12 protein-coding genes are annotated in these 11,650 nt (G+C 73.6%); 8 read left to right on the forward strand and 4 right to left on the reverse strand.

Features of this window, described 5'->3' with window-relative positions; genetic code table 11:
• Window positions 1–23 precede the first annotated feature (23 nt).
• The 5 genes from SROS_RS46355 to SROS_RS32035 are packed head-to-tail and all read left to right on the forward strand — an operon-like array spanning window position 24 to window position 3,412.
• Entirely contained in the window at window positions 24–1,061 is a 1,038-nt protein-coding gene (locus tag SROS_RS46355) for a RidA family protein (protein ID WP_012893072.1), read from the forward strand.
• On the forward strand, window positions 1,058–1,534 hold the full coding sequence (locus SROS_RS32020) for an FAS1-like dehydratase domain-containing protein (RefSeq protein WP_012893073.1): 477 nt from the start codon (window positions 1,058–1,060) through the stop codon (window positions 1,532–1,534). Before SROS_RS46355 ends, SROS_RS32020 begins: the two co-directional genes overlap by 4 nt.
• Window positions 1,531–1,911, forward strand: coding sequence for a MaoC/PaaZ C-terminal domain-containing protein (locus SROS_RS32025; RefSeq protein WP_012893074.1), 381 nt, complete (start codon window positions 1,531–1,533; stop codon window positions 1,909–1,911). Before SROS_RS32020 ends, SROS_RS32025 begins: the two co-directional genes overlap by 4 nt.
• A 5-nt stretch (window positions 1,912–1,916) precedes the next feature.
• On the forward strand, window positions 1,917–3,053 hold the full coding sequence (locus SROS_RS32030; protein ID WP_218919723.1) for an acetyl-CoA acetyltransferase: 1,137 nt from the start codon (window positions 1,917–1,919) through the stop codon (window positions 3,051–3,053).
• Complete coding sequence (locus tag SROS_RS32035) at window positions 3,050–3,412, forward strand: Zn-ribbon domain-containing OB-fold protein (protein ID WP_012893076.1); 363 nt, start codon at window positions 3,050–3,052, stop codon at window positions 3,410–3,412. Before SROS_RS32030 ends, SROS_RS32035 begins: the two co-directional genes overlap by 4 nt.
• A gap of 222 nt (window positions 3,413–3,634) precedes the next feature.
• Here the strand turns inward: SROS_RS32035 and SROS_RS32040 are convergent, their stop codons facing one another.
• Both SROS_RS32040 and SROS_RS32045 read right to left on the reverse strand, forming a co-directional pair.
• Window positions 3,635–5,041, reverse strand: coding sequence for an MmgE/PrpD family protein (locus tag SROS_RS32040; RefSeq protein ID WP_012893077.1), 1,407 nt, complete (start codon window positions 5,039–5,041; stop codon window positions 3,635–3,637).
• Window positions 5,038–5,835 carry a cyclase family protein gene (locus SROS_RS32045; protein WP_012893078.1) on the reverse strand — a complete coding sequence of 266 codons (798 nt, stop codon included), beginning with the start codon at window positions 5,833–5,835 and terminating at the stop codon, window positions 5,038–5,040. Before SROS_RS32045 ends, SROS_RS32040 begins: the two co-directional genes overlap by 4 nt.
• A gap of 441 nt (window positions 5,836–6,276) precedes the next feature.
• Between SROS_RS32045 and SROS_RS32050 the strand changes: the two genes are divergently transcribed.
• From SROS_RS32050 to SROS_RS32060, 3 genes are all read left to right on the forward strand, one after another.
• The gene (locus SROS_RS32050) at window positions 6,277–7,128 is read left to right on the forward strand and encodes an IclR family transcriptional regulator (protein WP_012893080.1); all 852 of its coding nucleotides are present in this window, start codon (window positions 6,277–6,279) and stop codon (window positions 7,126–7,128) included.
• Window positions 7,129–7,153: 25 nt separating this feature from the next.
• A complete protein-coding gene (locus SROS_RS32055; protein ID WP_012893081.1) occupies window positions 7,154–8,566 on the forward strand; it encodes a dihydroorotase in 1,413 nt (470 codons plus the stop codon).
• 210 nt (window positions 8,567–8,776) lie between these two features.
• Window positions 8,777–9,682 carry an alpha/beta hydrolase family protein gene (locus SROS_RS32060; RefSeq protein ID WP_012893082.1) on the forward strand — a complete coding sequence of 302 codons (906 nt, stop codon included), beginning with the start codon at window positions 8,777–8,779 and terminating at the stop codon, window positions 9,680–9,682.
• Here the strand turns inward: SROS_RS32060 and SROS_RS50130 are convergent.
• Both SROS_RS50130 and SROS_RS32070 read right to left on the reverse strand, forming a co-directional pair.
• Window positions 9,661–10,293: a helix-turn-helix transcriptional regulator gene (locus SROS_RS50130; protein ID WP_169369423.1), complete on the reverse strand. Its 633-nt coding sequence runs from the start codon at window positions 10,291–10,293 to the stop codon at window positions 9,661–9,663. The genes SROS_RS32060 and SROS_RS50130 overlap by 22 nt on opposite strands.
• A gap of 191 nt (window positions 10,294–10,484) precedes the next feature.
• Entirely contained in the window at window positions 10,485–11,192 is a 708-nt protein-coding gene (locus SROS_RS32070; RefSeq protein ID WP_342632890.1) for a DsbA family oxidoreductase, read from the reverse strand.
• Window positions 11,193–11,650: the final 458 nt, after the last annotated feature.

Below are 11,650 nucleotides of genomic sequence, written 5' to 3' on the forward strand. Positions count from 1 at the left end.
GGTCTCCACGCTGGAGGTGGTTGATGACCGTTTACCTGCCCGCCGTACCCGGATATGAGGAGGCGGCGGCCCTGCTGGACACGGCAGGGCTCGCCGTGGGCGACCTCGTCCACGTCGTCGAGTACGTCACCGCCGGGGCGCTGGACGGCTACGCGAGCGTGAGCGCGGCCCGGGAGGGGTTCCTCGGCGGGCACGCCGTTCCGGTGGCGACCGTCGCGGTCGCGGGGCTCCTCGGGCCCGGCCCCTACGCGGTGGAGCTGACCGCCTTCCCCGGCGGCGGCGACCTGGTCGTCGCGCACCCCGACACCGGTTTCCACCGGGGAAGCCTGCGCGTCGCCGGCGGGGTGGTCTACCTGCCGGGGATCCAGCCGTGCGACGCCGAGGGCCTGGTCCACGCGGGCGACTTCCGGGCCCAGTACGGATACTGCCTGGATCGGGCCGCGGAGCTGCTCAAGGCCGCCGGGCTGGGACCCGGCGCGCTGGTGCGGACCATCGACTACACCGCGACCGCGACCCGGGCCGAATACCCCCGCTGCGGCCGCCCCCGCAGGGAGCTGCTCGGCGGCACCGGCGCCGACGGCCTGCCCGTCTTCCCCGGCGCGGCGGGAATCCTGGTGGACCGGCCCGTGCTGGCGGGCGCGATGGTCTCCCTGGACGCGCTCGCCTCGACCGCCCCGTCGCGTACGGTCAACCCGGGGTGGAGCCGGTACGAGACGCTGACCTACAGGCCCGGTGTCGCGGCCGGGGACACGCTGTTCATGTCGGGCTTCGGGGCGCTGGAACCGGCCACCCAGGAAGTGGTGTTCGCCGGCGACCTGGCCGCCCAGGCCGGGTTCGTCTACGCGGGGATCGCGGCGGTGCTCCGCGAGGCCGGGCTCCGCGGCGCGGACGTCGTGCGGCTGGTCGAGTACGTGACCCCCGAGGGGGTCGCCGCCCACCCGGACCTGGCCGCCCTGCGGGCGCGCCACTTCGGCCGGGCGCCGGTCAGCGCGGTGGTCTGCTCGGCGCTGCTGCGCCCGGAGTTCCTGATCGAGGTCGTCCCGGTGGCGGTGCGTCCGTGAACCTGCCCATCGAGGAGATCAGGGCGCTGGTCGGCAGGGAGGTCGCCTACACGGCGCCCGAGCCGCTGGGGCGGGCGGCACTGCGCTACTTCGCGCTGGCGGTCGGCGACGACAACCCGCTCTACACCGACGCCGGCCACGCCAGGGCGCACGGCTACCGGGACGTCGTCGCCCCGCCCACGCTGATCTGCGAGACCAACCAGTACGCCGGGCTGCCCATGGACGCGGACGGCTACGCGGGCCACTCCTGGCACATCGACGTGCCGGGCGCCCGGCTGGTGCGCGGTGGCAACGACTACACCTTCCACCAGCCGGTCCATCCCGACGATGTGATCACCGCGACCTGGCGGATCGAGGACGTCGAGGAGAAGGCGGGCAAGTTGTTCGTGACATCCCGGGCCACCTACACCAACCAGCGGGGCGAGCTGCTGGCGGTCAACGAGGAGACGCTGATCTACGTGGAGATCCCGTGAGGGCCGGGCAGGAGGTCCCGGCGCTGGAGCGCACGATCGGGGCGGCCGACATGATCGCCTACGCGGGGGCCACCTGGGACTGGCACCGGCTGCACCACGACGCCGCCTATCTCCGGGCCAGGGGGCTCGACCGCCCCGTGGTGGACGGGCAGCTGTTCGGCGCGCTCCTCGCCGAGCAGGTGCAGGACTGGCTCGGGCCGGACGCCCGCCTGCGGCGGCTGCGGTTCCGCCTCCTGTCCATGGTGTTCGCCGGAGAGAGCGTCCGGGTGACCGGCGTCGTCACCGGCGTCGAAGGGACGCTGGTCACGGTCGAGCAGAAGGTGCTCGTCGCGGGCCGGGTGGCGGTCGGCGGGACGGCCCAGGCGGTGCTGCCGTGACCGGCGTGGCGATCGTCGGAGCCGCCGAGTCCGACCTCGGGATCACCGGCGAGTCCGTCCTGACCCTGCAGGCGCAGGCCGTCACCAGGGCGCTGGCCGACGCCGGACTCCCTCTGTCCGACGTGGACGGGCTCGCCACCTGCGGCGTGTCCCGCTTCTCCGCCACCCAGGTCGCCGACTACCTGGGGCTCCGGCCCGTCTGGACCGAGTCCACGTTCGCGGGGGGCTGTGCCTTCGAGATGTACGTCGCGCGCGCCGTCCAGGCCATCGAGGCCGGGCAGTGCCGTACCGTGGTGATCTCCTACGGGTCGAACCAGCGCTCGGCCAGGTCGCGGTCGCTGGCCGGGGTCGTCGAGGAGCACACGCCCGAGGCGCGGTTCGAGGCGCCCTACGGCCCGCTCTACCCTTTCTCCTACTACGCGATGGCCGCGCAGCGGTACATGCACGCCTTCGGCGTGAAGCGCGAGGCGCTGGCCGAGGTGGCGGTCGCCGCGCGGGACTGGGCGCTGCTCAACCCCAAGGCCTACCGGTACGGCGCCGCGCCGCTGACCGTCCGGGACGTGCTGTCGGCCCCCATGGTCTCCTCCCCGCTCACCGTGGCCGACGCCTGCCTGGTCACCGACGGGGGCGGCGCCGTCGTGCTGACCTCACTGGAGCGCGCCCGCGACCTGCGGCGCGCGCCGGTGCGCGTGCTCGGGTACGGCGAGTGCGTCACCAACACCTCCATGACCGCCGTCGACGACCTCACCGTCACCGGCGCCGTCCGCTCCGGAGCGGCGGCCTTCACCCGCGCGGGGCTCGTCCCCGGCGACGTGGACGTCGCCCAGATCTACGACTCCTTCACGATCACGGTGCTGCTCACCCTGGAGGGACTCGGCTTCTGCGGCGCGGGCGAGGCGGGCGACTTCGTCGCCGGCGGCCGGACCGGACCGGGCGGCGCGTTCCCGGTCAACACCAGCGGCGGCGGGCTCTCCTACAACCACCCGGGGCAGTACGGCCTGCTGCTCCTGGTCGAGGCGGTCAGGCAGCTGCGCGGGGAGTGCGGCGACCGGCAGGTCCCCGGCGCCGAGGTCGCGCTGGCGCACGGCACCGGCGGCATCCTGTCCGCACACGCCACCGTCCTGCTGGGGGTGGACCGGTGATCGAGGATTTCTGGGAGGCGACCAGGCGACGGCTGCTGGTCGTCCAGCGCTGCCTCGCCTGCGGCCACCGCCAGCACTACCCGCGCCTGCTCTGCACGGCCTGCGGCGGCACCGAGCTGGAGTACGCCTCCGTGTCGGGTCTCGGCGTGGTGGACTCCTTCACCATCGTCCACCGCGCTCCCGCGCCCGGCTTCGAGCCGCCCTACACCGTCGCCAGGGTCCGGCTCGCCGAGGGGCCCATCCTGCTCACCCACCTGGTCGGCGGCACCGACTGGGCCTGCGATCTGCCCGTACGCGTGGCCTGGCGGCCCCTGCCCGACGGCCGGCACCTGCCGGTGTTCCGGCCGGCGCGGGACTGACCACGGGCGCCGGGCCGCCGGAAGGCCCCCTCGGACGACCGCTTCCGCGGGACTGACCACGGGCGCCGGGCCGGTGGCACGGGTTTCGGGCGCAGGACTGACCACGGGCGCCGGGCCGGTGGCACGGGTTTCGGGCGCGGGACTGACCACGGGATTCGGGCCGGCGGCACGGGTTTCGGGCCGGCGAAAGGACCCCTCGGGCGACCGGTCGCGCGGCCCGGCTCATCCGAGGCGGGCCAGCCCGGCGCACGAGGACGCCGTGGCCAGGGCGGCGATGCGGCGGTCGAGGGCGGCCACCGCCGGCGCCGGCAGGGCCCGCGCGGCGTTGAGCCGGAACTTCAGCGCCAGCTCGCCGGGCGACAGCGGGTTGTCCGGCCCGCCCCTGGAGGAGTCCACCCGGTGGGTGAGCGTGGCTCCGCCCCTGACGCGCACCCGCAGGACGGCGCCGAAGCTCACGGGGAACAGCTCGGAGGCGCGGTCGTCGGCGACGCACCTGACCCGCGCGGCCAGGGCCAGCCGTCGCGGGTGGAGCTCGGCGAAGTCGTCGAGGTAGACCCCGAGGCCGCCGCCGCCCAGGAGAGCCGTCGCGACCGTGTAGGGGCCGGAGAACTTCGCGTGGTACGGCGAGCGCGGGCTGATCTTCTCCTCGTGCGGTTCGGCGATGGTGCGCAGCACGGGGGCGGGCGCCCCCAGCTCGATCTCCTCGATGTCGTCCGGGTCGAGTCCCCGCGCGCGCAGGGCCAGTGCGCAGTCGATGGCCGGGTGGGTGAAGTGGTTGGCCGGATAGGGCTTGTAGACCGTCCGGGTGACCTCCCAGCGCTCGCCGAGCCCGGCCAGCAGGGCGTCCGCGTCGTGACGGCCGTCGAGGTAGGCGGCGAAGAACCCGAAACGCCCCTCCAGCACGGTGGGCGGGCCGGTCAGCCCCTCGCGGACGAGCATCGCCGCCGTCACGCCCGCGTGCGCCGCCCATCCGCAGTGGACCCGCTTCACAGTCCCGCCGGTCCGGTTGGCCTCCAGCAGCCCGGCGCCCATGCTGGCGGCGACGCCGATCGCCGAGGCGATCCCTTCCTCGTCGAGCCCGTAGAGCAGCCCGGCGGCCACGGCGGCGCCGATCGTGCCGCAGATGGAGGTGGCGTGCAGCCCTTTCTCGAAGAACAGGGAGTTGCGCAGCTCCGGCAGGTAGGAGGCGGTGCCGAGCCGTACGCAGACCTCGTCGCCCGCCGCCACGGCGGCGAGCAGGGCCGCGCCGCCCGCACCCGCGTCCTCGGCGGCGGCCAGCGCGGCGGGCACGACCGAGGCGCTGGGGTGCAGGACGGACGGCAGGTGGGTGTCGTCGAAGTCGAGGGCGTGGGCGAGCGTGCCGTTCACCAGCGCGGCCGAGGGGGCGGGCAGGCCGTACGGCAGGCCGATCGCCGCCGCGCCCGCCGTGCCGCCCCAGGCGGCGACCACGCGGCGCACCGCCGCCACCGGGCCGCCCGGCCCTTCTCCGGCCTCCTCCGCGTGCGCGGCCAGGCAGTTGCCCAGCACGTCACGCACCCGGCCGACGGCGTCGCGGGCCACCTCGGCGGGCAGGCCGCCGTCCCGGCAGCCGGTGGCGAACCGGGCCAGGTGCCCCGCGAACGTCGTCATCGGGCCACCGCCAGCGGCCTGACGGGGGAACCGGACGCGCCGACCACGGGCAGGGGGTTGACGACGAGCAGGAACTCGCGGACGCCGGAGTCGAGCAGCTCGTCCAGGCGCATGGTCTCGACGATGTTGATCCCTTCCTCCACGAGCAGCAGCCGGTGGACGGGGAGCGTGGCGTGGCCGCGTCCCGGGGCGACATGCTCGAAGGCGATGGTCTCCGCGCCCACCAGCCGCGGGTTCAGGTCGGCCAGCCACCGCCCGGCCGCCACGCCGGGGCCGGGGGCGCCGTGGGACTGGCCGGTGAAGACCTCGGGCTCCGGCCAGCGACGCGACCAGCCGGTGCCGACCAGGACGGCCTCCCCCGGCCCGATGTCCAGCCCGGCGGCGGCCCGGTCCAGATCCTCCGGCGTGACCTCGTATCCGGCGGGCAGCGTCGCGACGCCGTGCACGGCCGCCACGTCGAGCAGGACGCCCCGGCCCACGTAGGGGACGAAGGCGTCGATGCCCAGCGCGGACAGGCCCCGGTGGCTCTGCAGGGCCGCCGCCTCCCTCCCGCCGTGCAGCAGCCCGGCGTGGGAGACGTGCGCGAGCGCGTCGACATGGGTGCCGACGTGCCCGCCGGTGACGATGATCTCGTTGGCCGCCGAGCCGCCGTCGGCTCTGACCACGTCGCCGTGGCGGCGCTCCAGCAGCATCCGGAACGGCGGGTGGTTGGGTGACTGGGGCATGCCGGTGCTCATCGGCTGGGCCAGGTCGAACACGCGGGCACCGGCCACCGCCTCCCAGGGTTCACGCATCAGACGGCACCTTTCGCGCGCGGCTCGTCGAGGTCTCCGGCCGGCCGGGGTCGCTCCCGGGGAGTCTGGTCGCCGCCGGTTCCGTCCGCCGGACGGGGAGCCAGACCGGGGGCCAGACGGGGAGCCAGGTGGGGGCCAAGCTGGGTGGCGGGCTGGGTGGCGGCGTCTGGGACGGCCTGGGCGCCGGTCACGCGACCTCCGGAGGGTGTTCCAATTATAGGAAAGCTGTTCCAGACTGTACTGCGCGAGCCGGACGATGTCCCGGGTCGGACGGAGTGGGTTTCCGGGGAATCGTGGTGGGATCTCCACGACACCGGGACCGTCACCGACCCGCCCGCGCCCGGAAGGACCGCGACGCAGGCGGGAAGGGGCGCCGATGAGCCCGTGCCCGGAAAGCCCGCGACGCAGGCGGGAAGGGGCGCCGATGAGGGGAAACGCCACATGCCGATCGACATCTCCGAGCCGCCGCGCCGCGGCGTCGACACCTCCGAGCAGCCGCGCCGGCGCGGCTCCGAGGGCGCCAGCCAGACCGCCGCGACCGTCGAGCGCGCCGCCGACGTGCTCGTGCTGTTCGCCGATCCCGGGGCGCTCACCCTGGGCGTCACCGAGATCGCCGACAGGCTCGGCCTGTCCAAGGCGGCCGTCCACCGCATCCTGGCCTCGCTGCGGCTGCGCGGCCTGGTCGAGCTGGACGAGGAGACCCGGCGCTACTCCCTCGGCCTGACCACGATGCGGCTCGGCCTGGCCTACCTCGACCGGCTGGACATCCGCCGCCTCGCCGCCCCCGAGCTGGCACACCTGTCCCGGACCCTGTCCGAGACCGCCACGCTGTCCGTCCGCACCGGGTCCTCGCGGGTCTACGTCGACCAGGTGACGCCGAGCCGTGAGGTGATCATGTCGGTCACCCTCGGCGTCCCCTACCCGCTGCACGCGGGCGCCTCCTCCAAGGCGTTCCTGGCCTTCCTGGCCGACGAGGAGGTCGACGCCTACTTCAGGACGGTCCCGCTGACGCCGCTGACCGAGCGCACGCCGGTCCGGGAGGACGTCCTGCGCGAGGATCTGGCGGCGATCCGCCGTCGCGGCTACGCGCGGTCGAACGCCGAGCGCCAGCCCGGCTCGGCCTCGGTCGCCGCACCCGTCCTCGACCACCACGGCCGGCCCGCCGGCGTCATCAGCGTGTGCGGCCCGCTGGAGCGTTTCAGGGACGAGGCGCCGAAGTGCGCCGAAGCCCTGCTCGAAGCGACCGATCGTCTCTCGGCCCGGATGGGTCACACCTCACGAGGAAGGGGGTGACGGCCGGGCCCCCACCGGCCGCACCATGACGCGATACGACCTGCTTGTAAAGAACGGCACCCTGGTCCTCCCCTACCACGGGGAGATCCGCGCCGACCTCGCGGTCTCCGGTGGCAGGATCGTCGTGGTGGGCGAGGATCTGGACGGGGCGGAGGAGGTGATCGACGCCACCGGCAAGGTCGTGCTGCCCGGCGCGGTGGACGCCCACTTCCACATCGGGATCTATCGCGACATGGCGCTCGACGCCTTCGAGGAGACCCGCTCTTCGCTCGTGGGCGGGGCCACCACCGTGCTGTCGTACTTCCGCACCGGCCGGCACTACCTCGACCGGACCGGCCCCTACGGGACGATCTTCCCCGAGGTGCTGGCGGCGGTCGGCGGCCGGGCCTGGACCGACTACGGCTTCCACCTGGCCCCGATGACGATCGAGCAGATCGAGGAGATCCCGCGGCTCGTCGCCGAGCACGGGATCACCTCCTACAAGTACTACATGTTCTACAAGGGCTTCGACCTGGCCGCCAACAGCCGCGACGCGCAGGCCTTCACCATGGGCGACGAGTACGACCTCGGCCACCTGTTCCTCATCATGGAGAAGCTCGCCGAGGTCCAGCGCTCCCGTCCGGACCGCCGGCTGTCGCTGTCGCTCCACTGCGAGCAGTCCGAGCTGATGCGCGTGTTCATCGACCGGGTCCGAAGGAGCGGAGCCGTACAGAACCTGCGTGCCTACAGCGAAGGCCGCCCGCCGCTCACCGAGCAGGTCGCCATCGCCGAGGCCGCCGCGATCGCCGCGCACACCGGCGCGGACGTCAACTTCCTGCACCTGTCCAGCGCCGAGGCCCTCGAAGCGGCGAGCCGCACGCCGGGCAGGCGGGAGACCACACTGCACCACCTCTGCCTGGATCACGACGACCTCGACGCCCGGGGCGAGCTGGGCGGGAAGGTCAACCCGCCGATCCGCACCCGCGCCCACAACGAGGCGCTGTGGGAGGGCGTGCGCGACGGCCGGATCGACTGGGTGGCCTCCGACCACGCCTGCTGCATGGAGGAGCACAAGGGCGACGACCTGTGGCCGGCCCACCCCGGCTTCGGCGGTACGGCGCTGCTCTACCCCGTGCTGTTCTCCGAGGGACACCTGCGCCGGGGCCTGCCCCTGTCGAGGATCGCCGAGGTCGCCTCGGCCAACCCTGCCAGGGCCTACAACCTGTGGGGGCGCAAGGGCAGCCTGGCCGTCGGCTTCGACGCCGACCTCACCGTGGTCGACCCGTCGGCCACCAGGACCGTGACCGCCGACCTGCTGCTCTCCGGCCAGGACCACTGCCCCTTCGAGGGGGTGGAGGTGACCGGCTGGCCGACGACCACGGTGGTCGGCGGCCGGATCGCCTTCCACGACGGCGAGGCGGTCGGCCGGCCGTCGGGCTCCTACCTCCACCGCGGCTGACCGCGTCCGGCGTCCGGCGTCCGTGCTCCGCGCATTCGTCCGCGCGGAGCACAGGAGGGCGCGGACGCGGGAGGGCGGCGGCCCTCGATCGGACGCGGCTCCCGGCGTTTTGGCATTTGCCTAGTCCGCGTCCCTCCACTGTTGCCATAGGGGAACCATCGTTTCCAAAATCCGGGTAACAGTTTCCCGCGTGAAAGCTGGTGAAGCATCATGCGCTCCTGGTCGATCAGGATCTGTGCGATCCTCCTGATCCCGCTCCTGTTCCTCACGGCCGCCCCCGCCGGGGCCTCCGTCGACCTGTCCGCACCGGGCTCGTACGCCGTCGGCTACGCCGATGTCAGCGTCTCCGCCTCCGGCCGCTCGTTCAGCGCCCGGGTCTACTACCCGGCGACCTCGGCGGGAAGCGGCACGCCCGTCGCCTCCGGGCAGTTCCCGGCGGTGGCCTTCGGTCACGGGTTCTTCCAGACCATCAGCAAGTACGCCACCCTGGGCGGCCACTGGGCCTCCTGGGGCACCATCACGATCATGCCGACCTCGCAGGGCGGCCTGTTCCCCAACCACAGCGCCTTCGCCGACGACCTGAACGCCGCGCTGACCTGGATGGTGGCGCAGAACACCACCGCCGGGTCGCGGTTCAACGCCCACGTGCGCACCAACCGGCTGGGACTGTCGGGGCACTCGATGGGCGGCGGCGCCGGCGTGCTGGCCGCCGCGCGCAACTCGTCGGTGCGGACGGTGACGAACCTGGCCGCCGCCGAGACCAACCCCTCGGCGGCCGCCGCCGCGGCGACCACGACCGTCCCCATGCAGCTGGTCGCCGGTACGAACGACAGCGTCGCGGGTCCGTCGGGCCACCAGATCCCCATCTACAACGCCAAGCTCGCCCCCAAGCAGCTGCGCACGATCATCGGTGGCTTCCACTGCGGCTTCACCGACTCCGGCGGCATCGGCTGCGACAGCGGCTCGATCACCCGGGCCGCCCAGCAGGCGATCACCCGCCGGGTGACCACCGCCTGGCTGCTGTACTACCTCCACGACGACACCGCCCAGCACGACGCGGTCTGGGGCACCTCCGCCCAGACCGACCCGGCCGTTCAGTTCCTCGGCGTCCAGTAACCACACTCCGGCGCACCCGCCCCGGCCAGGGGCGGGTGCAGGACCGGCGGCCACACCCCGGGCACGAACAGGCCCAGCACGAACGCCCGCCCGGCCAGCGCCGACCGGCTCTCGGCGCCGAGCTTGGCGCGCAGCCGTACCAGGTGGTAGTCCACCGCCTGACGGGTCAGGTACAGCCGCCGGGCGATCTGCGCGTTGGACGCGCCCCCGGCGACCAGCCGCAGCACCTCGCCCTGGAGCGGGCTCAGCACGGGCGCGGCGGAGGAGATCTCGTCCAGCACGGCCACCGCCCGCCACGGCAGGCCGTCCGCGCGGTGTTCGACGGAGGCGCTGACCCGGGCGCAGATCACGGCGCCGTCCCCGCGGACCAGCCGTATCCGGGTCCGGTAGACGTCCAGCCGCCCGAAGGCCAGCATCCGCCAGTAGGGCCGCTGCGCGTCGATCTCGCCGGGCGCGAGCAACTCCTCCGCCAGGACTCCGTCCAGCTCCTCGGCCGTGCGGGCCACCGCGGAGCGGAAGGCGGGGTTGCTCTCCCTGACCCGGCCGAGCCCGTCCACCGCCGCGATCGGGATCCGGGCACGTTCGAAGTACACCTGATACCGGCCCTTCATGACCGCACGATAGATGATCTCCCCCGGGCGGTCCATCCATGTCACGCGGGAACGTGGGCTCACGGTCACGGATCGTCCGGGCAGGGCGGCGGCCGGCACCCGCCGCCCTGCCCGGTCCGGTCCGGTCCGGTGCGGCGCGGCGCGGCGCGGCGCGGCGACCAGCGTTCGCCACCCTGTCCGGTCCGGCGCCGTCAGACGGCGCAGTACCCCTCGTCCTCGTCGCAGGCGTCCCCGTCAGCGCCGGCGGTCTTCACGGCCTTCACGGCCTGGCCGGTCCGCTCGGCGACCTCCTCCAGGGCGGCGAGCAGGGTGTCCTCGGGCTGCGCGCCGGAGACGGCGAACTGCCCCTCGAACAGGAACAGCGGCACGGAGCTGACACCGAGGGCACGGGCCTGGGCAAGCTCCTCCCTGACCGCCGCCGCACCGTCCTCGCCTCCGAGGTCCGCCCGGACCCCCAGCTCGGCGGCCAGCTTGGCGAGGACCTCGCGGGAGCCGACGTCGAGACCGTCGGTGAAGTGGGCGCGGAAGAGGGCGTAGAGGGCCTCCTCGCCCTTGCCCTGCTCACCGGCGAGCCGGATGAGGCGGTGCGCGTCGAAGGTGTTGGCCTGGATCGAGTGATCGAAGTCCAGCGCCAGCCCGTCCTCCGCGGCGACCCCGGTCACGTGCCCGAACATCTGCGCGGCCCGCTCGGCCCCACCGAACTTCGCCGCCGCCCACGTGAGGGTCGGCTCACCGTTGGACTCGGCGTCCGGCGCGAGCTGGAACGGCCGCAACTCCACCTCCACCTCGCCCCCCTTGGCCCGGTAGCGCTCGACGGCGCGGGCGAAGCGGGTATGGCCGATGTAGCACCAGGGACAGACGACGTCTGAGTAGATTTCAACCTTCACGTCACCTTGCAACCTGCCCGCAGGCCCCCTGATTCCGTGCGGAGGGACGGTGTCGGATCATGGCAGGAGCCCGTGACCGGCTCCGGCGCGTCGCACCAGAGCCCCTCTGACGAGCCGCTGCGAGCCGGCAGGCACAACAAATCCGGCGACCTGGCAGGAGCCATCAGCTACAGCCAGCCGCCGCTCGATTGATCGTGTGGATGATGGGTGCTGAGAATCGTTCGGCAGACCAGCAAGATCACAACGGTGGTGGAGAGCGTCGCGCGGGTCTTGCGGGACGTTCAGGAAACGTGTCGAGAGCTCGGAGTGTTCAGCAACCTGCCCAGGACCCTTTTCGCACATCGAGATGAGCGCGTGGCCGGCTGGGTGAGGTGCGGGGTAACGGGTTCGCGACATTGTGATGCGGTATCGGCCGTGGGCGTCAGGGTGGAAGGGTGTCGAGACCTTCCTGCCCGGAACCCGCCGAACCG

Origin of the sequence: Streptosporangium roseum DSM 43021 (assembly GCF_000024865.1) — a bacterium.
Classification (GTDB): Bacteria; Actinomycetota; Actinomycetes; order Streptosporangiales; family Streptosporangiaceae; genus Streptosporangium; species Streptosporangium roseum.